We start from the raw sequence: 26350 nt of genomic DNA on the forward strand, positions 1-26350 counted from the left end.
AAATGGAAAATAAAATTGAAAAAAAATATAATAGGTTAATAATTGCGGTATCTATTATTGTTCCATTAGCTGTTGCTTTGTTATTCGGGGTAAATTTAAGAAAGTTGGGGTATGATGTTGAACCATTAAATCAATTGCCTCCAATCTATGCAACCATTAATGGATTAACTGCTGTTATTTTGGTTTGGGCAGTTTTTGCTATAAAAAATGGTAAAAGAAGATTGCATGAAAATTTAATGAAAATTGCAATAGCTTGTTCATTATCTTTTTTAGTAATGTATGTAGCGTATCATATGACTGCTAATACTGTTTTTTTTGGCGATTCCAATCACGATGGAATGGTAGATGAAATTGAAAAAAATGCTGTGAGTGGAATTAGATATTTATATTATTTTATATTAATTACGCATATTGCAATGTCTGTAGTTATTATACCTTTAGTGTTGTATACTTATGTGCGTGCAATTTCAAATAGTTTTGAACGACATAAAAAACTAGCAAAAATTACTTTTCCAATTTGGTTGTATGTGGCAATTACTGGTGTGGTAGTATATGTGATGATTTCTCCGTATTATGTGCATTAAATGAAGTAGAATGAATTTTCAAGTAATTAAAAATAGCAAATTTGTATTGGTTTTGTTTACCAGTCTTTTGTACTTAAATGTAAACGCCCAATGCGCTATGTGTAGAGCGTCATTACAAAACGACGCCAATCAAGCAACAGCTCAGGGTATTAATGATGGTATTGTTTATTTAATGGCCATTCCTTATATTCTTGTTGCCGCTGCTGCTTATGCAGTATATAGAATCAAATTTCATAAAAAGAAAGAAGAATTATAAAAAAAGCCCAAATTATTTTGGGCTTTTTTATGTTTAAAATTTAATCCATTCCTTCAATTTTTACGCTCAAAGTACCTGAACTTGTAATAAAAGCAATTATTGCTTTTTCATTTAAATCAACTTTTTCAAAAACAAAATCATTTAATTTACCATTTATAAAAACACCTTTCATTGGTGAATAATTGGTTAAGTAAGGTAACATACTTTTTTTGCCTTCATCCAGATTAGGCTTTATTGAATACTTACAGTTTTCTTTTATTTTGTTTAAAATTATGCCCTGTAATAACCAATTGGCGGTTTTGGTTAAAATTCCTTTCGTATTCAAAACATAGTCTAAATCATCAAAATAAATTTCTTTAGTTTCTGTGTTGTATTTTGGTGTTCCAGATAAGTAAATGGTTCCATTGACACTTCCTAACATATCAAGTGCAATAATCATTTTTTCATCTTTGTACCATAAATCAACTTTTTGAATCGTTATTTTTCTTTTTCCACTACCAAATTCTTGTCCAACAAAATTTTTAGTCATAATCCTGCTTGCGCTTTCATAAGTAGAAACTGCTGCAATAGATGCATTAAAGTCGTTTGAGATTTTAGAAACAGCTTTGGTGGTTATTTTTGTTTTGTCAAAGGTGTGTTTAGGCTTATCTCCAACCATAGTTTGCATATTGCATTTTAGACCTAAATTCATTGTTATTTTAGCATTGCTAATAATAGCTGGTGTACTGTAAACTTCCTGTGGAATTAATTTAAACCAAGTTTCATAAGTTTCATTAGCTAAAAATGGTGTCGATAGGGTTTCTAAAACACTGAACACTTGTTCTTTGAAATCGCAACTTTTATCAATCGCTTCATCGATTTTCTTTGCGATTTTTCCTTTAAACATACTTAATGTTGGATTTATTATATACGTAATTGGAACATTCTTGCCGCCTACTAATATGCTGGGACTTTCACTCCATTCAAAATCTTCTATTTTAGAAACCGTATTTAATTTCCAATTTGAAAATGTAGCTTTGCTATTTAGTGTAATTGTTCCGTTTAAATTTATTTCTCGAGTATCATTTAAGCCCATAAAATCTGTACCGTATTTAAATTTAGCCCATATTTTTAATGGAATTATTGATACAATAGCACCATTTTTTTCTGTTAGTTTAATAGGTGCTGTTTTCCAAATTTTCATTTCAGATTTATCATCTTCTAAAATGGAATCATTGTAAATTAATCCGGTTAAGTTTTTGTTTAATTGGTATTCAATTTCCTTAAGTGGAATTTCTAAAGGCATATTGATATAGGAAGGTTTGTTGCTATATACAATAGGAGCATTTGTGGAAGGAAGTGGTTTTAAAGCTTCAATCTTTTTTGATGTACTACATCCAAAAATCCCAATATTTAATAGTCCGAAAAGCAAAATTCTTATTTTATAGTTCATTTGATGGTTTAAATGCAATGGTTTAGAAATTGATAAAATGCTTAAATGCGATACCAAATGTAAAATTTTAATTGAAAACTGTAACATTTTTTTTTAAAATAGGTCAAATTAGTAAATTAAAAAATAAGATGAAATCCTATCGTATAGTTATAGTTACATTTTTAGTTGGATTTTCTTCATTGGCGCAATCAAAAAAGTGGACATTGAGGGAATGTATTAATCATGCCATCATCAACAATATTTCTGTTAAACAATCAGAGTTAGATTTGCAAAATTCTCAGATTGCCAAAAAAGATGCTATTGGAAATTTTATGCCTGGAATAAGCGCATCAGCTTCTCATTCATGGAATATTGGTTTAAATCAAAATATTACCACGGGTTTGTTGCAAAATCAAACCACTCAGTTTACATCTGTTGGTTTAAGTGCTAATGTTGATATTTTTAGAGGATTGCAAAATGTGAACCAATTAAGAAAGTCAAATTTGTCTTTAATTGCTTCACAATATCAATTAACAAAGATGCAAGAAGATATAGCTTTAAATGTAGCTAATGCTTATTTGCAAATATTGTTTAATAAAGAAAATTTAAAGGTTCAAAAAGAGCAAAAATCACTTTCAGAAAAACAATTGGCTCGAACCACTCAGTTAGTAGAAGCTGGAAATGTGCCAAAAGGAGATTTGTTAGATGTGCAAGCTACATTAGCTAGTAATAATCAAAAGGTAATTGCAGCTGAAAATGCCGTTTTATTGTCAAAATTAAGTTTAGCTCAATTGTTGCAATTGGATGATTTTAAAAACTTTGATATTTCTGAAGACGAAGTTCCGTCAATGTTGTCAACTATTCTGAATGAATCTTCAGAAGCCATAATTGCTAAAGCGAAAGCAAGTAGAACAGAGTTAAAAATTGCTCAGACGAATATTGAATTGGCTAAAAAAGATATTCAAATTGCAAGAGCGGCTTATTTACCTTCATTGACCGGTTTCTATAGTTATACTACTCGTGCTTCAAATTCAAAAAGAGTTTCAGGTGTAGATAGTAGCGGAAATATTATTACGGCAAATGCGTTACCTATTTTTGATCAGTTTGATACTAATAAAGGACAAAATTTTGGTTTGCAATTAACGGTTCCTATTTTTAATGGATTTGCAACAAGAAATAATGTTGAAAGAACCAAAGTAGCCTTTGAACGAAGCAAATTGAATTTTAATCAGCAAGAATTAGATTTAGAGAGAAATGTTTTTACAGCCTATACTGATACTAAAGCCGCAAAAGAGAGTTTTGAAGCAGCAACAGCTTCATTAGCTTCTAGAAAATTAGCGTTTGAATATGCAAAAGAACGTTATGAAATTGGATTGATGAATGTTTTTGATTTTAATCAATCACAAACTGCTTTAGCAAATGCAGAATCAGAAGTAGTAAGAACAAAGTATGATTATATTTTTAGAATAAAAATTCTAGAATTTTATTTTGGAGTTCCATTAATTGAAAAACAATAAGTTATGTCAAAAAAGAAATTATTTATAATTGGAGGAAGTGTTGTTGGATTAATCGTCTTATTGATTGGTTTAAAAAAAGGCGGTGTAATAGGGAATAATGACGATAGTAAAGTTGTTGAAACGGCTAAAGTTGAAACGATGACTATTGTTGAAACGGTTTCTGCAACAGGTAAAGTTCAGCCTGAAATTGAAGTAAAAATATCTTCAGAAGTTTCAGGTGAGGTTATTGCCTTAAACGTGAAAGAAGGACAACAAGTTAAAAAAGGAGATTTATTAGTGAAAATTAATCCAGATATTTATGAATCTGGAGTAAATAGAACAGTTGCGTCTTTATCAACAACAAAAGCTGGTTTAAGCCAAGCAGAAGCTCAGGTAAAGGAAGCAAAAGCTACTTTTGATAGAAATAAAAAATTGTATGATAAAGGTGTAATTTCTAAAGCCGAATGGGATAAAATAGTTTCTGCTTATGAAGTGGCAACAGCTTCAAAACAGTCGGCTTATTACCAAATGAAATCTGCAGCTGCTAATGTGACTGAAGCAAATGATAACTTGAAAAGAACTTCTATTTTTGCTCCTGCTGATGGAACAATATCTAAATTAGATGTTGAACTAGGAGAACGTGTTATGGGAACACAAGGTATGGCTAGTACAGAATTAATGCGTATTGCCAACTTAAACAATATGGAAGTTGAAGTAGATGTAAATGAGAATGATATTGTTAAAGTTAGTATTGGAGATACCGCAAAAGTAGAAGTTGATGCTTATTTAAAAAGAAAATTTGAAGGTGTAGTTACGAGTATTTCAAATTCAGCGTCTAGTACAACAAGTGCTGACCAAGTAACGAACTTTAAAGTAAAAGTGCGTTTGTCTAAAGAGTCTTATCAGGATTTATTAGAAGGAAAACCAGCTAATTTTTCTCCATTCCGTCCAGGTATGACGGCAACTGTTGATATTATTACCAAGAGAAGTGTAAATGTTTTAGGTGTGCCAATTAGTGCAGTTGTAATTAAAGACGATACTACAGCAACAAAAAAAGATATTGTTGAAGAAATAGAAGAAGAAGAGGCAAAGAAAAATGGAAAAGCTCCTAAAAAAGACCAAAAATTTGAATGTGTTTTTGTTAAAGTTGGAGATAAAGCTAAAATCAGAGTAGTTAAAACAGGAATTCAAGATGACACAAATATTGAAATTCTAGAAGGATTGAAAAAAGGAGACGAAATTATAATTGGACCTTATTCAATTGTTTCTAAAGAGTTAACAACTAATGATAAGGTGCGTTTAGAAACACAAAAAGATAAAGACAAAAAAGCTAAAAGCTAGTGCTAAATAGAAATTGAAAAAAAGACACATGAGAATGTGTCTTTTTTTATTCATAAAATTCAAGATAAATAAGCTATACGCATTTTTGTATCTTTGTAAAAATTAAAAAAGTATGGCATTGATTTTAAATATTGAAACGGCAACGCGAAATTGTTCTGTAAGTTTGGCAAAAGATGGTAAAACTCTATTGTGTAAAGAAATTGCAGAACAAAATTTTTCTCATGCTGAAAAGCTACATGTTTTTATTGAAGAAATTTGTAATGAAACAGGTGTGGCTTTAAAAGATTTAAATGCAGTAGCCGTTAGTCAAGGTCCAGGTTCCTATACTGGATTGCGAATTGGGGTGTCAGCCGCTAAGGGATTTTGTTATGCTTTGTCAATTCCATTAATTGCAGTAGATACATTGCTTTTATTGGCTAACAAAATTCAAATAAATGAAGGAATTGTTATTCCAATGATTGATGCAAGACGTATGGAAGCTTATACGGCAATTTATGATTTTAATTACGTGAAAATTAGAGAAACAAAAGCCGAAGTAATTGATGCTCATTCCTACCAAGATGTGGCAGAACAAATTCATTTGGTTGGAGATGGAGCCATGAAATTCCAATCCTTATTAACAGATAGTAAATTTCATTTTTATCCTGATATTGAGTTTCCATCTGCTCATGAAATGAGTGCGGTTTCTTATGAAAACTATGTAAAAGGAGATGTGGTAGATGTAGCTTATTTTGAACCTTTTTATTTAAAGGATTTTGTTTTGAATAGATAGTGAAAACCCTAACTAATTTAGTTAGGGTTTGTTTTTTATAATTGAACTAAATCTTTAGTCTGTTCAAGTATATCTGATTTTACTTGCATATGATGAACGTTTTCTGTCCATACTCGTACTGTAAAATGAATATTTGTATCTGTGAAATGATTAATGTATACTTCTGCTTTTGAATTACTTAGTAGTAATGGGTGAGAAGATGCAATTTTTTCTAACTTAGCTTTCAATCCACTAATATCACTCGTGTAGTTCGTCATAATGTCTAAATCTACTCGTCTGGTTCCTAATTGTGTGTAGTTTTTAATTTTTCCATTTGAAAGTAATCCATTTGGAATATAAACTACTTGATTTGTTGCAGTAATTATTTTGGTTGAAAAAATCATAATTTCTTCAACTTTTCCGTGCTCCCCTTGAACCTCAATCGAATCACCAACTTTAAAAGGTTTAAAAAGAATAATTAAAATTCCTCCTGCAAAATTAGATAGTGATCCTTGTAGTGATAATCCAACAGCTAAACCTGCTGCTCCCAAAATAGCTACAAAAGATGAAGTTTCTACTCCTAATTTAGAAATTACAGTAATAAACAACATAACACGTAATGTCCAAAAAATTATGTTACCTAAGAAATTTGTTAAGGTGATTTCTACATTCTGTTTGAGCATTAATTTTTTGGCTGTTTTAGTAACGAAACTAGTAAACCATAATCCTCCAAATAATATTACTAAAGCAACTACTAGTTTTGGGGAATAATCTAAGATTAAATCTTTAATGTGTTTAAAATATAATTCAATTTCTGTCGTTGTCATATTTTTGTAATTAAAAAAACACTCCTTTCGGAGTGCTGGTTTTTATTTAATTTAAAAAGTTTTTTAGTTTAGAGGTCTTCGATTCGTACGTAATAGTGTTGGAGCCGAATGAATGTTTTGTAGAAATTAGTTGTATAAACTACAGCTTGCTTATTATTTTCTTTTAACTTATCATATAGCTGATAAAACTTCATAGACTTCTAGCAAATAAAACTTTATTTTAAATTTTCAATGATAGCTAGTGGTTTTATCCATTCATAGCCTCGACTATGATAGTATTGTTGTTTAACATTTGACGTAACATATTTTCAATTCCATTTTTTAAAGTAAATGTGGAAGAAGGGCACCCGCTACATGCGCCTTGAAGTGTAACTTTTACAATGTTAGCTTGCTCATCATAGGAATTAAAAGTTATATTTCCACCATCGCTTTGTACGGCTGGTTTTACATATTCTTCTAAAATATTGATGATTTGTTGTGAAGTAACATCTAAATTTTCGAAATATTCTTCTTGTTGAATTTTATAATTATCAGTCTTCTCAATTAAAGTTTCGTCAACTACAATATCTGTTTGTTCCAAATATTGTTTTAAGAAGTTGCGAAGTTCGAATGTGATTTCCTCCCAACTTGCAATGTCATATTTTGTGATCGATACATAGTTTTCATCAATAAAAACTTCTTTAACAAAAGGAAAACTAAATAAGTCTTTTGCTAGAGGTGATGCTTTGGTTTCGTCAATGTTTTTACATTCAACAGCAACTTTGGTTAGCATTTTGTTGGCAACGAATTTTGTTACTGCAGGATTGGGTGTAGACTCAGCGTAAATGGTAATTGGATTTTTCTTTACCAAAGTATTTTCATTAATTACTATGCCACCAGAAGTAATGTATTCTTCAATTTGATTGGCTACTTCTGTTTGAACGTCTTCCCATTCTACTATTGAAAATTTTTCAATTGCGATGAAGTTACCGGAGATGTAAACTGTTTTAACAAAAGGTAAGTAAAATAATTGTTTGGCTAAGGGTGATTCTGAAGTTTCATCTATATTCTTAAATTCGTAATTTTTCCCTTTAGTCAGCATTTCGTCCCATTCAAATTTAACAATTGATGGATTATTTGTGTTTTTTATCGATATTCTATTCATTTTAACATATTTTCCGCAAAGATACAAATAGTACTTAAACTAAAGTTTATATATTTGAAGATTATAAAAAAGTTAACACACAACTAAATTATAGTTATGAAAAAAATTACGCTTATATTATTTTTATTTGCAGTTTTTGTCACTAAGGGGCAAATAGTTGTTAATACTTCTACTTACACTGTGCCTCAATTAGTGCAGAATATATTGGTTAATTCTACATGTGCACAGGTTAGTAATTTTACTTCGCAGGGGGATTGTGGAATTGGTTATTTCCAATATTCAGGGTCTGATTTTGCATTTAATAATGGAGTAATTATTAGAACTGGAAATGCTAATTTTAATTCTGGAAGTTATTCAGGGAATAATATGTCTTCTGTTTGTTCTAATGTTGGAGATGCAGAATTGCAGGCAATAAGTAATGCCAATGGTCAAACAGGCTCTATAAATGATGTTTCGTATATTAAATTCAATTTTACACCTTTCACGGATAATTTTAGTTTCAATTTTATTTTTGCTTCAAATGAATACGGTACATTTCAATGTGGTTTTGGAGATGTTTTTGCTTTTATTTTAACAGATTTAACAACTGGTGTATCTCAAAATTTAGCGGTAATTCCTGGTACTTCTACTCCTGTTTCAGTGCTTAATATTAGAGATGCTGCATATAATGGAGCTTGTCCTTCAGTGAATCAAATTTATTTTGATGAATATTCTCCAAGTTTGCCTGTTGCTCAAACTGAAATGAATATGAGAGGATTTACAGTTCCTTTTACTGCAGAAGCTACAGTAGTACCTGGACATAATTACACGATAAAATTAGTAATTGGTGATTATAGTGATACTTCTTTCGATTCAGCTGTATTTATAGAAGGAGGTAGTTTTAATGTTGGGACGGCAGAAATATCGTTTCCTCTAGGAATTGGTGTGCAAACCGGAGATATGACTATTGCTAATGGTACAGCTTTATGTCCAGGTCAATCAAAAGTCATAAGTACGGGCTTAAATCCTACTAATTTTAATTTTGTTTGGACGAAAGATGGAGTAGATTTGGGAATTAATGCGCCTTCAATTACCGTCTCTTCAGCAGGGACTTATTGTGTTGCTGCTTCAATTATTGGTTCACCTGGAGCATGTGTTCAAACTGATTGTATCATAGTAGAATATTTTCCAAGTTTCAATTTCGTAACGCCACCAAGTTTAACAATTTGTAATAATGTCACTCCTCAACTTTATAATTTAAATTCTGTATTAACTACAATTTTTGGTGCAAATAATATTAGTGATTTTGATTATGGATTTTACCTAACTCAAGCAGATGCGATTAATAATACAAACATGATTCCTTCTGCTCAGTGGGGTGCATATCCAGGAACAAGTGGGCAGATAGTTTATTTTGGTGCAGAAAGTTTTGTTACTGGAGCTACTTGTAGGGAATCTGTACCAGTAACACTTCTTCAAGTGCCATGCACAGTTACAACTCCTCCTAATTTAGTAGTTTGTGATGATTCTAGTAATGATGGTTTTGCTACCTTTAATTTAGATCCACAAACGCCCATTGCTTTAGGTTCAAATAATCCGGCGAACTATAATGTTACTTACCATACTTCGTTATCGGATGCAAATGGTGATTTAAATGCGATTTCGCCGACCAATTCATTTACAAATACTGTTAATCCACAGACTATTTATATTCGTTTGGAAGAGTCGTCAAATGCTGCGAATTTTACAACGACATCTTTTCAATTGCAGGTTGTTTCACAGCCTACAGTGACTATTTCGGGTACGGCTAGTATTTGTAATGGTGGTTCAACGAATTTAACATTTACAGGTACTCCAGGTGCTTTGATTACTTACACAGATGGTACTACTAATTTTACATTAACGTTAGATGCTTCGGGTAATGGTACTGTTACGGTTTCACCTACTTCGACTACGACCTATAGCTTAGTAAGTGCTGCGATTACTTTACCTCCAGGTTGTACCAATCCACAATCGGGTAGTGTTACGATTACAGTTTCTCAGCAAGTTGTGGGGACATTGTCTTATTCGCCGTCTGATTTTTGTACAACAGATGCTTCAACTTATGCGCCAATATTTACAACGACTACAGCTGGTTCTGGATCTTGTGCTTTAAATGTTCCTACGTATTCAGCTACACCAGCAGGTTTGTTTATTGATGCTACAACTGGGGTAATTACACCGGCATTAAGTTTGCCTGGTACTTATACAGTTACGATTAATTATCCTGCGTGCGGTGGATGTGCAGCAGCAGGATATACCACAACAGTTACAGTTGCTTCACCTACTACATCAACGATTTCATATACTACACCGTTGTGTACTTCAGATGTTTCGACTTATGCTCCAACGTTAGTTGGTGCTACAAGCGCGTCTAATTATACCGCTGTTCCTGTTGGTTTAACAATAAATTCAACTACAGGTGTTATTACACCAAGTACGAGTTTACCAGGTACTTATACAATAACTTATCTTCCAAATGGAGTAGGGGCTTGTCCTACTATTCCAACACCGACTACTGTTACTGTAACAGCTGCGCCAACGGCAAGTATCTCTTATGCGGGTACACCTTATTGTACAACGGTTACAGCATCACAAGCGGTAACGTTAACAGGAACTAATGCTTACACAGGAGGAACCTTTACTTCTACAGCAGGTTTAACATTAGATGCTACAACGGGAGCTATTGTTCCAAGTACGAGTGTACCGGGTACTTATACGGTTACTTATACAATTCCAGCAAGTGCAGGATGTGCTTCGGTTCCGGTGACTACTACTGTTACCATAACAGGAGCGCCTACGGCTACAATATCTTATGCAGGTACACCATTCTGTAATAATAGTACAGCGCCTCAAGCGGTAACGTTAACAGGAACTAATGCTTATACAGGAGGAACTTTTGTTTCTACAGCAGGTTTAACATTAGATGCTACAACGGGAGCTATAACACCAAGTACGAGTGTACCGGGTACTTATACGATTACTTATACAATTCCAGCAAGTGCGGGATGTGCTTCGGTTCCAGCAACTACTACTGTTACTGTAACAGCTGCACCAACGGCAAGTATCTCTTATGCGGGTACACCTTATTGTACAACAGTTACAGCATCACAAGCGGTAACGTTAACAGGAACTAATGCTTATACAGGAGGAACCTTTACTTCTACAGCAGGTTTAACATTAGATGCTACAACGGGAGCGATTGTTCCAAGTACGAGTGTACCGGGTACTTATACGGTTACTTATACAATTCCAGCAAGTGTAGGATGTGCTTCGGTTCCAGTGACTACTACTGTTACCATAACAGGAGCGCCTACGGCTACAATATCTTATGCAGGTACACCATTCTGTAATAATAGTACAGCGCCTCAAGCGGTAACGTTAACAGGAACTAATGCTTATACAGGAGGAACTTTTGTTTCTACAGCAGGTTTAACATTAGATGCTACAACGGGAGCTATAACACCAAGTACGAGTGTACCGGGTACTTATACGATTACTTATACAATTCCAGCAAGTGCGGGATGTGCTTCGGTTCCAGCAACTACTACTGTTACCATTACGTCTTTACCAACAGCAACTATTGCTGTTTCGCCAGCTACTATTTGTTCAGGAGGTACATCAACAATTACATTTACAGGTAGTGCAAATGCTACGATAACTTATACAGTTAATAATGGAGCGAACCAAACGATTGTTTTAAATAGTTCGGGTTCGGCTACGTTGACTACGCCAGCATTAACGAACTCATCAATTTATACTTTAGTTAGTGTTGCTAATGGTTGTGTTACACCATTATCAGGTACGGTTACAGTAAATGTGTTGCCATTACCAACAGCGGGTATAACAGGAAGTACAATTTGTCAAAATACATCGGGTACGGTTACTATTACTGGTACACCAAATGCAACGGTAACTTATACGGTTAATGGAGGTTTGAATCAAACGGCGGTTATTCCAGCTTCTGGAACGCTTATTTTGACTACTCCAGTTTTAACTTCAAATTCAGTTTATCAATTGGTGAGTATAGTAAGTGGTACTGTTCCAGCGTGTAGTAATACCTTAACAGGTAGCGCTACGGTTGTTGTTAACCCAATACCAGTTGCTACATCTAATCCAGTAGGAGAGACCATTTGTTCTGGAACAAGTAGTAACATTAATTTATTTAGTACTGTTGCAGGCACAACATTTAATTGGGTTGTTACTACGCAATCAGGAGTAAGTGGTGCTACAAACGGTTCGGGATCATCCATAGTTCAAACATTAACTGCTACAGGTATTTCAAATGGATTTGTGATTTATACCATTACTCCAACAGCTAATGGTTGTTCAGGTCCATCGATTACTGTTCAAGTAAATGTGACACCCAAACCGGTTGCTAGTTTTACAGGTAATTTGACTTATTGTGATGGTGATACAACTGCAATAACATTAAATAGTACTATTCCAGGGACGACATTTACATGGAATGTTGCTTCTTCAAATTTAGATACAGCAACAGTTCAGCCAGGTTCAGGAAGTACTATTTCTCAAAGTTTAAATTTACTTAATGCAGTTAATACAGGTTCGGTAACTTATACGGTATTACCTTTTGCAAACAATTGTTATGGAGATCCTATATCAGTTGCAATACAAGTGAATCCGATTCCAGATGTTGTAGTAACAGCTGTAGATGATTCAATCTGTTCAGGGGAGATGGTACAGATTAATTCAGTAAGTAATATTACAGGTACTACATTTAACTGGGTGATAACAAATCAAACAGGTGCAATTGTTACGGGAGCTACATCAGGGACAGGTTCTTCAATTAACCAAGTAATTACAACAACAAGTCCAGTTGCTTCAGGTACGGTTACTTATCAAGTTACTCCTGTTAAGAATGGATGTGTTGGTCTGCCACAAACGATAGTTATTACAGTTAGTCCAAGGTCAGAGATATTTGGGGTTTTACCACAATTACCTATATGTAGTGGAACAGCAACCAATATTGTATTAGGCGCATCATTGCCAGGTACAACATTTGATTGGGTTATTTCGTCTTATTCAGGAGTTTCAGGAATGAGTGCTGGTTCTGGTTCTGTTATTGCACAAACATTGTCTGTAACGGGTAATGTTCAAGGTTCCGTTACTTATGCTGTAACGCCGAGTTTGAATGGATGTAGTGGTACTACGGTTTATTATACTGTGTTGGTAAATCCGGCACCTACACCTGATTTAGAGGATGGTCATATTTGTGTGAATCAATCAACAGGAACAACTTATCAAACGTATACATTACAATCAGGAGTTCCAGCAGCGGGTCATGTTTTTGAATGGTTCTTTAATGGTAGTACTACTCCGATTGCAGGAGCAACAGGTCCAAATTACACAGCTGATCAAGCGGGTACTTATACGGTTGAAGTAAGAGATATAGTTACTAACTGTGAAGGAACAGCAACGGCGAATGTTACTATTGTATATCCTGCGACTTCATTTGTAACAACAGTAACAGATGCTTTCACGGGGAATGCAACGATTACCGTAACAGTTACACAGCCGGGATCAGGGAATTTGGTGTATTCGTTAGATGGGGGAGCATGGCAAGATTCGAATGTATTTACAAATGTTGAGGCAGGCGAACATGTTGTTGCAGTAGGAGATTTAGAGGGATGTACCTATTTAGAGGATACTGTTTTAGTAATAGATTATATGAATTATTTTACGCCAAATGGTGATGGTTATAATGATAGATGGAATATTGTTGGATTAAATGCACAACATAACGCAAAAATTTATATATTTGACCGCTATGGAAAATTAATCAAGCAAATAGATCCACTAGGAGAAGGATGGGATGGAAAATTTAATGGACAAGACTTACCTTCAACAGACTATTGGTTCTCGGTTGATTACACAGAAAACGAACAACAAAAACAATTTAAAGCACATTTTTCATTAAAGAGATAACATCCAATTATTATGAAATTTAATAAATTTTTATTTTTAAGTCTATTATTCGCCGTACAGTTTTCATATTCACAAGAAGGAATTGCTGTTTATACGGATTATTTAACAGATAATTATTATTTAATTCACCCATCAATGGCAGGTGCTTCAAATTGTGGTAAAGTTAGATTGACAGGGAGACAACAATGGTTTGGACAGGAAGATGCACCAGCATTACAGACTTTAAGTTTTAATACATCTTTAGGTGAAGATCAAAAATCAGGGATTGGGTTTATAGCTTTTAATGATAAAAATGGATACCATTCACAATCTGGAGCAAAATTGACTTATGCTCATCATTTAATGTTTTCTAGATCTACTGCAGATTTAAATATGTTATCTTTTGGTTTAAGTGGTGCATTTATACAAAGTAGATTAGATGAATCTGAATTTACAACTTTCGATCCAGTTATCGTTGGAGGTGGATTTACACAAAAAGATTCTTATTTTAATATGGATTTAGGTGTGTCATACCATTATCTTGATTTTTTTACTCACGTAACAGTGAAAAACTTTATTTCTAATCAAAGAAGAGAAATATATTCTGCAGGAATTGAGTCTGATAATTTAAGAAAATATCTTTGGAGTGTTGGTGCTGATTTTGGTAATGAAGACAGAATTTTAATTGAGCCGTCTTTTATGTTTCAATATACAGAAAAGACTGGAGAAAAAGCAATTGATTTAAATGCAAAAATTTATAAAGGCATGGAATTTGGTAAGTTATGGGGAGGTTTGTCTTATAGAACAAGTTTTGATGGCGCTCAATATTTAGACGGTGGTGTTGCTAATGATCAAAAATTACAATGGATTACACCATTTGTAGGTCTTAATTTCAAACAATTTATGTTAGCTTATTCTTATAATCATGTTTTAGGAAATGTGAAATTTGATAATGCAGGATACCATCAATTAACTTTAGGTATAAATGTATTCTGTAAAGATAAACCATATGATTGTAACTGTCCAGCAGTTGTAAACTAATATTAATAATCCCGATACATTCGGGATTTTTTTATAATTCTAATTACTATGATAATTAAAGAAGTAAGAGGGAAATATCCTTCCATTCCTGAAGATTGTTTTATAGCCGAAAATGCTACAATAGTAGGTGAAGTTACTTTTGGAGAAAAATGCAGTATTTGGTTTAATGCCGTTGTACGAGGAGATGTAAACTCTATAACCGTTGGAAATAAAGTTAATATTCAAGATGGTGCAGTTATTCATTGTACCTATTTAAAACATCCTACTATAATTGGAAATAATGTTTCAATAGGACATAACGCAATAGTTCACGGTTGTACAGTTCATGATAATGTTTTAATTGGAATGGGTGCTATTTTGATGGATGGTGTAGTAGTTGAAAGTAATTCAATAATAGCTGCTGGTAGTGTTGTAACTCAAAATACGCATGTAGAAAGTGGTGTGATTTATGCTGGAATACCTGCTAAAAAAGTAAAAGAGTTAAATGCTAGCGATTTTGCTGGAGAAATAGACCGTATTTCCAATAACTATGTGATGTACTCAAGTTGGTTTAAAGATGAAAAATAAAGTGCTTAAAAGCGCTTAAAATTCTTTTTGTGTTATTTTATATTGTTTCCCAATTAAATCTTGCATTGCATCAGGAGAATTGTTGATGTAGAATTTGTGATAGGTTGTATCATTTGATTCTGTGTTGCTGATGTTTTTTTCTTCTAAAATTTTTTTAGTTTGTTTTGCTACCGCTTCTCCGGAATCAATTATTTTAATGTGAGAGGGAATAATTTTTTTAATTTGTGGAATTAAATAAGGATAATGAGTGCATCCAAGTACTAAATAATCTATGTTTTGTTCTACCATAGGAAGAAGATAGTCTTGAAGTAATTGTGTTGTTTTATTTGAATTTAAATCGCCATTTTCAATAAGTTCAACTAATCCAAATCCAATTTGCTCTATAATTTTTATATTGTGGTATTTTTTTACATTTTCATGGAATAATTCACTATTAAGCGTTCCTTTAGTTGCTAATATTCCAATTGTATGTGTTTTTGAATGTAGTGCAGCAGGTTTAATAGCTGGCTCTATTCCAATAAAAGGTACATGATAAGTAGCTCTTAATTCATTAATTGCATTTGTTGTAGCAGTATTGCAAGCAACAATAATTAATTTAGCATTTTGATTTAATAGATATTCTGTATTTTTTTTGCTTAAATGTATAATCTCTTCTTTTGATTTTTGTCCGTAAGGAGCATTTTTACTATCCGCTAAATAGATAGTATTTTCATTTGGAAGCAAAGAATGTACTTCTTTCCAAATAGATGTACCGCCAACGCCAGAATCGAAAAGGCCTATAGGATTAGAATTACTCATAAAACAAAAGTAAAAAAAAACTGCTCAATCTTAAAACAAGAATGAGCAGTTAAATTACATTTTAAAAAATTAAAATCCTAATTCTTTTTTAACATCAGCCATTAAATCTGGTCCATCAGCTAAAATAACTCCACCACCTAAAGTTGAATCTAAAACATATTGAATTCCTTTAGCTCTAGCTACTTTATGAATAGCAGCTTGCGCTTTTTCCATAATAGGTTTTTGTAATTCAATTGCTTTATCTTGTAAAGCTTTAGAAGCATTGTCTTGAAATTTTTGAATTCTTGCTCCCATATCTTGCATTTCTTGAGAGCGAGTTTGATTTACTGCATCACCTACAGTTGCTGATTCTTTTTCGTATTGTGCTAATTTTGTTTGGTATTCTTGTACCATTTTTTTGTATTCAACATCATACGTTTCTTGTAGTTTTTTAACTTGTGCTTCAGCGGCTTTCATAGCTGGACTTGCAGTCATTAATTCTTGTACATTAATATGTCCGACTTTAGTTTGTGCCACTGCGAATTGTGTTCCTACAAATAATACTAAAGCAGTAATAAGAGTCTTTAATTGTTTCATTTTTATTAATTTTAATAAGGGTTATTTAATTTATTCTTTTTTTGGTTCTTCTTTTTTCTTTTCTTCAGTTATTTTGTTTTTTAATGCTTCTTTTCTAGCTTTTTGCTCTTCAATTAATTTTTGACGTTTTTCTTCGCGTTCTTTTATTAATGCTGCTCTTTTTTCATCAGCTTCTTTCTTTTTAGCGGCAACTAAATCTTTGCGTTCTTGAAGCTTTTTTTCTCTTTCTTCTTTACTTGCAATTAGTTTTTCTTCTTTTTCTTTTTCTTTTTTTACAGCTTCCGGATTTTCAGTATCGTCAAATTCTTTTTTGTCTTTTTGATCCTGTAATTTTTGTTGTTTTTTAGATAATTCTACTTTTTTACCAGCTCTTTCTAATTCTCTCAAAACAAAATCACTTATATCAAATCTTTCAGCTGTGTAAAGCATTGTTAAATCTGAAGATTTGTCAAATATGAAATCATAATTTCTTTTAGCTGCAATATCTTGAACAATATTAAATACTTGATCTTGAATTGGTTTAACTAAAGCGGCCTTTTGAATAATTAAATCTCCTTGAGGACCAAATCTTTTTTGTTGATAATCAAATAAATCTTTTTCTAAAGTTTTAATTTCTTCTTCTTTTTCATTCACTAATTCTTTTGTTAGTAAAACTCGATCTGAAGCTAAACTTTCTTTTAATTTATTAATTTCAGCTTTTTTTGTTTCAACTTCTTGTTTCCAAGTATTTGCTTTTTGCTCTAACTGATTTTTTGCTTCTGCATATTCAGGTACTTTCTCTAAAATATAGTCCATATCAATGTAACCAATTTTAGTAGTTTTTTGAGCAGTTGTAACTATACAACTTAGGGCAAAAATTAAAACAAAATATCTTTTCATATGTTATAGTTTTGAATTCAACTATCGTGCCAATTATTAAAATTGTTGTCCAATAATAAAGTGAGTTTGCCATCCACTTTTTACTGTATCTCCTGGAATTGGATCAAATCCATGAGCGAAATCTATACCTAACAAACCAAATGCTGGCATAAATACTCGTAAACCTAATCCTGCTGAACGTTGTATTTTAAAAGGATCAAAAGTTTTAAAATTATTATAGGCAGAACCCGCTTCTAAGAATGATAATGCATATATAGATGCAGATTGTTTCAAAGTAATTGGGTATCTCAATTCTAATGAAAATTTATTATAAATTGCTCCTCCGTCAGACGAAGATAATGAATTATTTGGATATCCGCGCAATTGAATTATTTCTCTTCCATCTAAAGAATAATTTGCTAAACCATCTCCTCCAACAAAAAATCGTTCAAAAGGAATTACACCTCTGTCTTTGTTATAAGCTCCTAAGAATCCAAATTCAGCTCTAGTTCTCATAACTAAAGGTTGTTTTCCAATTTTTAACAATTTCATGTATGAATCAGTTGAGAATTTAATTTTATAAAACTCTAACCATTTGAATTTTTCTTGGTCAACCTTTGCTTGATCAGCAGTTGCTTGAGTGTAATCACTAGTTGGACTTCCGGTAGAAGTTATGTAAGCTCCTGTATAAACGTATTCACCATTTGAATTTGTATACGGATTTCCTGTGTTTTTTAATTTGTATTCTTCTTTTTCAGCAAGTCTTCCGTAGTCTACTCCATTCCATAATGAATAGGGTAAAGAAAACTTAGCAGATAAGGAAATGTTTGAACCGTAGGTTGGGAATATTGGATTTAATCCTCTGTTATCTCTAGTTAAAGAAGTCGTAAATGATAAATTTCGAGCAGCTCCATCTCCAAAGGTAAATAATCCTGTATTATAATTATTTAAATCATAATATTGGAAAGATACCGAATTTGATAATGAAAAATAATCATCAGGAACTGTTAATCTTTTAGCATATCCAATTGTAATTGAAGATATGTTAAAGCTTTGGTCTCTTGTAGTTCTTCTAGATGAATAATTGTATAAGAACTGTTTACTATGTGATAAAGAGGTAAAGAAACTAATAGGTTTTTTTCCGCCTAACCAAGGTTCTGTAAATGATAAACTGTACACTTGGAAATAACTACTTCCTTGTAAACGTAAAGCCATTTTTTGACCATCTCCCATAGGTAACGGTTTGTAAGCTTCTTTTTTGAAAATATTCTTTAAAGAAAAATTGTTAAATGATAAACCTAAAGTTCCAATAAATCCACCAGCGCCATAACCACCTTGTAATTCAACTTGGCTAGACCCTTTTTCTACAACTGACCATTCTAAATCCACTGTTCCAGCTGCTGGATCAGCATTTTTTGGCTCAGGTCTAATTGCTTCAGCATCAAAAAATCCTAATTGACCTAGTTCACGAATAGTACGAATAACTAATTCTTTATTCCATTTTTCACCAGGTCTAGTTTTTAATTCTCTGTAGATTACTTTGTCATTAGTTTTGTCGTTTCCTTTTACCGTTACATTATTAAAATAAGCAATTGGGCCTTCAGTGATTCTAATTTCAAAATCAATAGTATCATTCTCGGTTTTTATTTCTACTGGATTTATGTTTGAAAATAAATAACCATTATTTTGATATAAATTAGTAATATCTTCAGAATCAGGGCTAGAGTTGTCTGCTATTCTTTTTTGAAGTAAAACACCGTTGTAAACTTCTCCTTTTTTAATTCTTAAAATACTGTTTAAAACTTGGTCATTGTATACAGTATTACCTAAAAATCGAATGTCTCCAAAATAGTATTTTTTTCCTTCCTCAACATTAACATTAATGTCAATTTTGTTCTTTTTTGGGTCATAGTTAACGTTTTCGGAAACAACTCTTGCGTCTCTAAAACCATTTTCTTTGTATTTTTCAACTAAAGAGTTTAAATCTTCATTGTATTTGTCTTTAATGAATTTAGAAGATTTGAAAATTCTGTATATTTTTTTCTCCTTCGTATTTTTAAAACTTCTTTTTAATTTTTTTACCGTTAATTCGTTGTTACCAGTAAAATTAATTTTTCTAATTTTTACTTTACTTCCTCTATCAACAAAAATAACCATATCAACTTCTGTGTCTGTTGAATCTGCTAGCGTGTTAATAGTTACTTTTGTATTGAAATAGCCGTCCTTTTTGAATTTGTTTTCAATGTAATTCTTGGTGTTGGTAATTAAATTTTCATTAACTACTTTACCTTTTTTTAACTCAGTTGCTTTTAAAATATCTTCAGTTTTTCCTTTTCTTAATCCTTTAAACTTAACTTCGTTTAATTTAGGTAATTCATATAAATTCAATTCAAGGAAAATACTTTCTCCTTCTATTTTTTTTACATAGAAATTAACATCGTTAAAAAGGCCAAGTTTCCATAATTTTTTAACAGCATTACTTATTTCGTCTCCCGGAATTCTAATTGTACTTCCAACTTGTAATCCTGTAAATGTAATTACAGTTTGCTCGTTATAAGAAACTTTTCCAGTAACTTCAATACCGGCTAATATGTATTCTTTTCCTTTTTCTAATTGTGTTTCTTGAGCGTGTAACTGAAACATTCCACCTAATAATACAAAGGCAAATAAAAATACTAATCTTCTTTTAAACATGTTAATTATTTAATTTGTTCGCTGGTTTTACCAAATCTTCTTTCTCTTTTTTGAAAGCTTAATAGAGCTTTGAATAATTCTTCTTCGTTGAAATCGGGCCAAAGTACTTCAGTGAAATAAAATTCAGCATAAGCGATTTGCCAAAGTAAGAAATTACTAATTCTGTGTTCGCCACTAGTTCTAATAACTAAGTCAACATCAGGCATATTCTGCGTGTAAAGATGCTGATTAATAATTGATTCGTCAATAGTGTCAATTGAAATTATATTATTTTTAACTTTTTCAGATATGTTTTTAACAGCATTTATGATTTCATCTCTAGAGCCGTAGCTTAATGCGAGCGTTAAAGTCATTCTGTTATTGTTTTTGGTTTTCTCAATCACTTCTAATAATTCTCTTTTTACACCAGTAGGTAAATGATTAAGACTGCCAATTGCCTGTAAACGAATGTTATTTTCTTGAAGTGTCTTTAACTCTTTCTTTAGTGCACTAACCAATAATTTCATTAGAATTTCTACTTCCAATTTTGGTCTATTCCAATTTTCTGTTGAAAATGCATAAAGTGTGAGGTAATTAATGCCTAATTTGGCGCAAGTCTTAACGGTGCTCCTTACAGTTTTGGTTCCGTTTTCATGACCAAAAGCTCTAAGTTTGCCTTGTTGTTTAGCCCACCTGCCATTTCCATCCATTATTATTGCAAGATGGTTAGGTAAATTATCTTTATTTATTTCGTTTTCTAAACTCATTTTTTAATCTGCACAAAAACATGGGTTTTTACCAAATGTATAGGTAAGTGTAATTCCGCTAAACACATACCAATCATTACTGTTTAAATTCCCAAATTTTAATGTTTCAAAATTTTTATTTTTAGGATTACTTCCGTCTAAATTATCTGTAAAAGTATACCTAGCACCAACTTCCATACCCAAAACTAATTGTTGTGCAATTTTAGTTTTTATACCAACGGTCATTGGAATGGCAAAAGAATAATGTTGATAATCAATTTTACTTTCTTTATTAATTACAAAGGTTTCATTGTATATAAATGTCGATAAACCTGAGTAAACATAGGGAGAAAAAGCAAAATCTGATTGATGTAAATCAAAATCTAAAAAATTAAATTCTAAACCTACAGAAAATTCTTTTACATTATTTTTTATTTTAAATCCTCTTAAATTTCTATTTGGAGCATCGCTGTCAAGATCATTCGATTCTACTTTTCCTTGTGTATATGAAAATCTGTAGGAATGTCTTTTGCTTCTGTTCCATTTATACAACGCGCCAAAGGCAATATTGTTTGGTGCAATATAATTTGTTGGACCAACATCTCCAATGTAATTAATTCCCCCAGCAAAAATGCCTATTTCATGAATTTGAGCTTGTGAATTAAAACTCAAAAACAGAGCAATTGTATAAAATAAAAACTTCTTCATTTTTTAAATAGTTTGCAAATATAATAATATTGAAATACTAACCATCTTAAACCAAATAATTTTGTTATAAGATGAGTAAATAACGAAGAAATTAGTGAAATGTTATATTAGTTTCTTTTATCTTCTCCCCAAAGTAATTTTTTTCGAATGGTTTTTAAAAATCGTTCTTCTTGAAATTCTACCATTAATATTTCAAACGGGGCTTTTTTTATGGTTAATTGTGTTTCATTTGAAATGGATGCAATTCTCGAATCCATTGATACAAGAAATTGTTCCTCTCTTCCAGTAACTTTTAAACGTATTTCTACATTGTCTGGAATTACTAATGGACGAGCGGTTAATGTATGTGGAGCAATTGGAGTAATGACTAAACAATTTGCAGTAGGCATCAATACGGGGCCTCCGCAGCTTAAAGAATAACCAGTTGAGCCGGTTGGGGTAGATATTATTAAGCCATCTGCCCAATAAGAATTTAAATATTCATCATTAATAAAGGTTTCAATAGTAATCATTGATGTTGTATCTTTTCTTGAAACCGTTATTTCGTTTAAGGCAAAATTAATGTTGCCGATGTTTTTGTTCTCCGGAGACGTTTGTAAGTTTACCAAGGCACGCTTGGAAATGGTATATTCTTTAGTGTAGATTTTTTCTAAAAAAAATTCAATATTTTCTTCTTGTATAGTAGCTAAAAAACCAAGTCTTCCTGCATTAATACCAATAATTGGAATATTTAAATCTTGTACAAGTGTTGCAGCTCTTAATATAGTTCCATCACCTCCAATACTAATCACAAAGTCAAATTGATTTTGTAAATCTTCATGACATGAATAGGTTTTTAAATTCGGATTTACAAATGAATTTTCAAGCAATTTATTTAAAAATTTTTCATAGATGTATAAATCGCATGACTTTTCTCTAAGAAAACGAGTTACTTTTTCTACAATTTCATGAGTGTTGTTCTGATAATATTGTCCAAATATGGCTATTTTCATATTCCTGTTATTAGGTTTTTCAGGTTTTTTTAGATGCTTAAATATTTATCTAAATAATCCGAACGTTCTTTTAAACTGTTTAAGTAAGAGTCTTCTTGGTGTTCTGATAATATAGTATAATTGTATCTTCTAAAAGTTTGAATAATTTCATTAAAATTACTTTGGGTTATTTTTAAAGTAATTTGAGTGGTTTCTTCATTTGAGTTAGAAATAAATAAACCTAATATTTTAGCGTCATTGCTTTCAACTATTTGAGAGATTTGACTAATAGTAAAATCATTGGTGCCTTTTTCTATTACTATAATTCCACCGTTTTCTTTTATGAAAGTGGTTTCATTTAAAAAATGTAGTACATCGTCTAATTCATAAAAGCCAATGTATTGATTTTTTTCGTCTAGTATGGGTAAAATATTGGTGTTGTTTTTAGAAAATTCTTCAAAAACATCAAACCAATTCATGTTGTTTCTCACAAAAAAACGGTGTAAACCATATTTATGTTCATTGATTGAATCACTTGTAGGATACATTTCGGCCTCATCTCTTCCAATAGATCCGATAAACACTTCTCTTTCCATTATTGGAAAATGCGTGTATTCAAAATCTAAAAACATATTTTGTACATCAATAATTGAGTCGTTTGATTGTAGGGGTTCGACTTGATTATTGATAAAATCTTTAATAGTTGTCATTCTTTTACTTTTTCAATGCTATTGCAAAATAACTAAAAAATAGGGAATAGTGTTGGATTGTTTTCTATTTTTGTAAAAATAATAAATTGCCATGACTAAATTATCAGTTAATATTAATAAAATAGCAACATTAAGAAATTCAAGAGGAGGAAATGTTCCAAATTTATTGCAGGTAGCTAAAGATGTTCAAAAATTTGGTGCACATGGAGTAACGGTTCATCCAAGACCGGATGAAAGACATATCCGCTATCAAGACGCGAGAGATTTAAAAGATGTGGTTTATACCGAATACAATATAGAAGGTAATCCGCAACATAATTTTATTGATTTAGTTTTGGAATGTAAACCTACACAAGTTACTTTGGTTCCTGATGCCATTGGTGCATTGACTTCAAATGCTGGTTGGGATACAATAACACACAAACATTATTTAAAAGAGGTTATTGCTGAATTTAAAAGAAATGGTATACGAACATCGATTTTTGTTGATCCTGTTGTAGCGATGGTGGAAGGCGCTATGGAAACTGGAACAGATAGAATTGAATTGTATACTGAAAGTTTTGCTCATGAATATGGCTTAGGAAATTTCAAAGGAATTGAGCCTTATGTAGCAGCGGCAATTAAAGCTAATGAATTGGGTCTTGGAATTAATGCAGGTCATGATTTAAGCTTGGATAATATTAAATTCTTTAAAGAGAATATCCCAGGCTTGTTAGAGGTGTCAATTGGTCATGCCTTAATTTGTGAATCCTTGTATTTAGGATTGGAAAATGTAGTGAATATGTATTTGCAAAAAATGAAATAATATGTTGTTGCATTCTAGGATTGAAGGAGAGGGGAAGCCATTTTTAATTATACATGGTTTTTTAGGAATGTCTGATAATTGGAAGTCATTAAGTCAGCAATTTGCTGAATTAGGCTATCAGGTGCATAGTTTAGACATGCGCAATCATGGAAAGAGTTTTCATAGTGATGATTTTAACTATGATGTCATGACAGAGGATGTAAAAGAATACATTAATCATTATCAATTAAATGATATTGTTTTGTTGGGGCACTCTATGGGTGGAAAAATCGCCATGTTGTTTGCAGCAAAATACCCAAACTTTATTAAAAAGTTAATTGTTGCAGATATTGGTCCGAAATATTATGCCCCGCATCATCAAACAATTTTAGCGGCATTAAATGCTGTTGATTTTTCATTGAAACCTACAAGAAATGAAGTGGAGGAGTTGCTGTCTAGATTTATTCAAGATTTTGGAACCCGACAATTTTTATTAAAAAATTTATATTGGAAAGAACCGGGTCAATTGGCTTTTCGATTTAATTTGAAAGTGTTTAATGAAAAAATTAATGAAATAGGAGCTGCTTTGCCGTTTGATAAAACTTTTAATGGAAAAGTACTTTTCTTAAGAGGTGATAAGTCTGATTATATTTTAGATAGTGATTTTGAAACAATTTATTATCATTTTCCTGAAGCTAAAATACTAACAATTTCAAACGCTGGACATTGGTTGCATGCAGAAAATCCAAAGGACTTTTTTTACGAAGTTAAAAATTTTCTAGGCTAATTATTATGAACGCATAATATTTTTGTTAAAAAAATTGTAATTTTCATAATTTGTGTTAATTTTGAGTTTTATTGAAACAAAAAAATAAACTAACATTATTCAAATTATGAGAAAATTATTTTCTTTATCATTAATGACTTTAGTTTCTGCTTCTATGTTCGCTGGAGGATATAGAGTAAGTATTCAGGGTCAGAAACAATTAGCTATGGGGCATACCGGGGTAGCTGTTGTTAATAGTGCGGAGGTTGCGTTTTTCAATCCTGCAGGTATGTCTTTCTTAGATAAGAAATTTAACTTATCAGTAGGGGCAAATGCTTTATTTGCTAAAACTAGATTCCAAAACTCTACCTATAATTGGCAAGCAGGAACAGATAACTTAGGTACTCCGTTCAGTGTATATGCTACTTATAAGCTTAAAGATTGGGTTTCTGTTGGTTTAGCTGTTTATACACCTTATGGTTCTGCTGTTGAATGGGATAAAGGATGGCAAGGTGCGCATTTAGTTAATAGTATCGATTTACAAGCAATTTTTGTACAACCAACGGTGTCTTTTAAAATTGGAGATGTATTCAGTGTGGGTGGGGGACCTATTTATGCTAATGGATCTGTAACTTTTAACAGAAATGTAACAACTAATCCATTGTTAGGAGATACAAATGTAAATCTTGAAGCAAAAGGAATTACAGCTTGGGGTTATAACGTAGGTTTTATGTTTAAACCTATGAAAGAAATTACATTAGGTTTTGATTACCGTTCGGAAATTACTATGGAAGCAAGAGGAGGTTCTGCAAATTATCAAAGAAATAATATTGCTAATTTAAATCCTGCGTTCACAGATGGTACTTTTGATGCAGATTTACCATTACCAGCTGAAATTACTGCGGGTATTTCATTCAAACCAAATGATAAATGGTTGTTCGCTTTTGATTTCAACCATACAAAATGGAGTGTTTACAAAGCTTTAGATATTACAATTCGCAATCAAAATTCTACGCCAGTTTTCTCTGAAAATTTAAGAAATTATAAAAATTCGAATACTTATCGTTTAGGAGCGCAATACAAAGCATCAAATAAATTTACAGTTAGAGGAGGTTGGTATTTCGATGAAAGCCCAGTTCAAGATGGCTACTTTGCACCAGAAACACCAAGAAACGATTCTAATGGTTATACAGGTGGTTTAACTTATCAAGTTAATGATAAATTAGGAATTGATGTTTCGTTCTTATACTTACACTTTGACCAAACAGACAATTCTTATGATTATTATGATGATCCAACAACTACTTCAGGATATACTTCATTCGGTGGTACGTACAAATCATCAGTGTTTTCTCCAGGTATTGGTATAACTTATGGATTCTAATTTTAAACGGACAAA

Annotated in this window: 22 protein-coding genes and 1 pseudogene; 12 read left to right on the top strand and 11 right to left on the bottom strand. The window is 31.9% G+C overall.

What is annotated here, in order from left to right; translation table 11 throughout:
• Positions 1 to 2 precede the first annotated feature (2 nt).
• Positions 3 to 584: a DUF420 domain-containing protein gene (locus KQS_RS01825; protein ID WP_014387503.1), complete on the top strand. Its 582-nt coding sequence runs from the start codon at positions 3 to 5 to the stop codon at positions 582 to 584.
• 10 nt (positions 585 to 594) lie between these two features.
• Complete coding sequence (locus KQS_RS01830) at positions 595 to 840, top strand: hypothetical protein (protein WP_014387504.1); 246 nt, start codon at positions 595 to 597, stop codon at positions 838 to 840.
• Between the two features lie 40 nt (positions 841 to 880).
• Here the strand turns inward: KQS_RS01830 and KQS_RS01835 are convergent, their stop codons facing one another.
• Positions 881 to 2359, bottom strand: a complete 1479-nt coding sequence (locus tag KQS_RS01835) for a DUF4403 family protein (protein ID WP_316929948.1) — start codon at positions 2357 to 2359, stop codon at positions 881 to 883.
• A 41-nt stretch (positions 2360 to 2400) separates the two neighbouring features.
• Between KQS_RS01835 and KQS_RS01840 the strand changes: the two genes are divergently transcribed.
• From KQS_RS01840 to tsaB, 3 genes are all read left to right on the top strand, one after another.
• Positions 2401 to 3768 carry a TolC family protein gene (locus KQS_RS01840; protein ID WP_014387506.1) on the top strand — a complete coding sequence of 456 codons (1368 nt, stop codon included), beginning with the start codon at positions 2401 to 2403 and terminating at the stop codon, positions 3766 to 3768.
• Positions 3769 to 3771: 3 nt separating this feature from the next.
• Positions 3772 to 5088, top strand: a complete 1317-nt coding sequence (locus KQS_RS01845) for an efflux RND transporter periplasmic adaptor subunit (RefSeq protein ID WP_014387507.1) — start codon at positions 3772 to 3774, stop codon at positions 5086 to 5088.
• A 112-nt stretch (positions 5089 to 5200) separates the two neighbouring features.
• The gene (tsaB, locus tag KQS_RS01850) at positions 5201 to 5860 is read left to right on the top strand and encodes a tRNA (adenosine(37)-N6)-threonylcarbamoyltransferase complex dimerization subunit type 1 TsaB (protein ID WP_014387508.1); all 660 of its coding nucleotides are present in this window, start codon (positions 5201 to 5203) and stop codon (positions 5858 to 5860) included.
• A gap of 35 nt (positions 5861 to 5895) precedes the next feature.
• On the opposite strand, the gene KQS_RS01855 is transcribed toward tsaB, so the two are convergent.
• Together KQS_RS01855 and KQS_RS01860 are read right to left on the bottom strand one after the other, a co-directional pair.
• Positions 5896 to 6666, bottom strand: coding sequence for a mechanosensitive ion channel family protein (locus KQS_RS01855; protein ID WP_014387509.1), 771 nt, complete (start codon positions 6664 to 6666; stop codon positions 5896 to 5898).
• Positions 6667 to 6913: 247 nt separating this feature from the next.
• Complete coding sequence (locus tag KQS_RS01860) at positions 6914 to 7810, bottom strand: NifU family protein (protein ID WP_014387510.1); 897 nt, start codon at positions 7808 to 7810, stop codon at positions 6914 to 6916.
• A gap of 96 nt (positions 7811 to 7906) precedes the next feature.
• On the opposite strand from KQS_RS01860, the pseudogene KQS_RS14710 reads away from it, so the two are divergent.
• From KQS_RS14710 to KQS_RS01875, 4 genes and pseudogenes are all read left to right on the top strand, one after another.
• Positions 7907 to 8680: pseudogene (locus tag KQS_RS14710) on the top strand (choice-of-anchor L domain-containing protein); the annotation flags it as partial.
• A gap of 465 nt (positions 8681 to 9145) precedes the next feature.
• Positions 9146 to 13774, top strand: coding sequence for a PKD-like domain-containing protein (locus KQS_RS01865; RefSeq protein WP_394332336.1), 4629 nt, complete (start codon positions 9146 to 9148; stop codon positions 13772 to 13774).
• 12 nt (positions 13775 to 13786) lie between these two features.
• Positions 13787 to 14794, top strand: a complete 1008-nt coding sequence (locus KQS_RS01870; protein ID WP_014387512.1) for a PorP/SprF family type IX secretion system membrane protein — start codon at positions 13787 to 13789, stop codon at positions 14792 to 14794.
• Positions 14795 to 14842: 48 nt separating this feature from the next.
• Positions 14843 to 15361: a gamma carbonic anhydrase family protein gene (locus KQS_RS01875; protein WP_014387513.1), complete on the top strand. Its 519-nt coding sequence runs from the start codon at positions 14843 to 14845 to the stop codon at positions 15359 to 15361.
• Between the two features lie 15 nt (positions 15362 to 15376).
• Here KQS_RS01875 and murI read toward each other — a convergent pair whose 3' ends face one another.
• The 8 genes from murI to KQS_RS01915 all read right to left on the bottom strand — a co-directional run bounded on the left by murI (position 15377) and on the right by KQS_RS01915 (position 23401).
• Positions 15377 to 16159, bottom strand: coding sequence for a glutamate racemase (murI, locus tag KQS_RS01880; RefSeq protein WP_014387514.1), 783 nt, complete (start codon positions 16157 to 16159; stop codon positions 15377 to 15379).
• 69 nt (positions 16160 to 16228) lie between these two features.
• A complete protein-coding gene (locus KQS_RS01885) occupies positions 16229 to 16735 on the bottom strand; it encodes an OmpH family outer membrane protein (protein WP_014387515.1) in 507 nt (168 codons plus the stop codon).
• Positions 16736 to 16765: 30 nt separating this feature from the next.
• A complete protein-coding gene (locus KQS_RS01890; protein WP_014387516.1) occupies positions 16766 to 17614 on the bottom strand; it encodes an OmpH family outer membrane protein in 849 nt (282 codons plus the stop codon).
• Between the two features lie 36 nt (positions 17615 to 17650).
• A complete protein-coding gene (gene bamA / locus KQS_RS01895) occupies positions 17651 to 20287 on the bottom strand; it encodes an outer membrane protein assembly factor BamA (protein WP_014387517.1) in 2637 nt (878 codons plus the stop codon).
• 5 nt (positions 20288 to 20292) lie between these two features.
• Complete coding sequence (locus KQS_RS01900) at positions 20293 to 21033, bottom strand: isoprenyl transferase (protein ID WP_014387518.1); 741 nt, start codon at positions 21031 to 21033, stop codon at positions 20293 to 20295.
• 3 nt (positions 21034 to 21036) lie between these two features.
• Positions 21037 to 21720 carry a type IX secretion system protein PorG gene (porG, locus tag KQS_RS01905; RefSeq protein ID WP_014387519.1) on the bottom strand — a complete coding sequence of 228 codons (684 nt, stop codon included), beginning with the start codon at positions 21718 to 21720 and terminating at the stop codon, positions 21037 to 21039.
• Positions 21721 to 21827: 107 nt separating this feature from the next.
• Positions 21828 to 22712: an NAD kinase gene (locus KQS_RS01910; RefSeq protein WP_014387520.1), complete on the bottom strand. Its 885-nt coding sequence runs from the start codon at positions 22710 to 22712 to the stop codon at positions 21828 to 21830.
• Positions 22713 to 22741: 29 nt separating this feature from the next.
• Positions 22742 to 23401, bottom strand: coding sequence for a CBS domain-containing protein (locus KQS_RS01915; RefSeq protein WP_014387521.1), 660 nt, complete (start codon positions 23399 to 23401; stop codon positions 22742 to 22744).
• A 91-nt stretch (positions 23402 to 23492) separates the two neighbouring features.
• Here KQS_RS01915 and KQS_RS01920 point away from each other — a divergent pair, with 91 nt between their 5' ends.
• The 3 genes from KQS_RS01920 to KQS_RS01930 all read left to right on the top strand — a co-directional run bounded on the left by KQS_RS01920 (position 23493) and on the right by KQS_RS01930 (position 26335).
• The gene (locus KQS_RS01920) at positions 23493 to 24206 is read left to right on the top strand and encodes a pyridoxine 5'-phosphate synthase (RefSeq protein ID WP_014387522.1); all 714 of its coding nucleotides are present in this window, start codon (positions 23493 to 23495) and stop codon (positions 24204 to 24206) included.
• A gap of 4 nt (positions 24207 to 24210) precedes the next feature.
• Entirely contained in the window at positions 24211 to 24972 is a 762-nt protein-coding gene (locus KQS_RS01925; RefSeq protein ID WP_041252170.1) for an alpha/beta fold hydrolase, read from the top strand.
• Positions 24973 to 25078: 106 nt separating this feature from the next.
• Entirely contained in the window at positions 25079 to 26335 is a 1257-nt protein-coding gene (locus tag KQS_RS01930; RefSeq protein ID WP_014387524.1) for an OmpP1/FadL family transporter, read from the top strand.
• Positions 26336 to 26350: the final 15 nt, after the last annotated feature.

The organism is Flavobacterium indicum GPTSA100-9 = DSM 17447, from assembly GCF_000455605.1.
GTDB classification, from domain to species: Bacteria; Bacteroidota; Bacteroidia; order Flavobacteriales; family Flavobacteriaceae; genus Flavobacterium; species Flavobacterium indicum.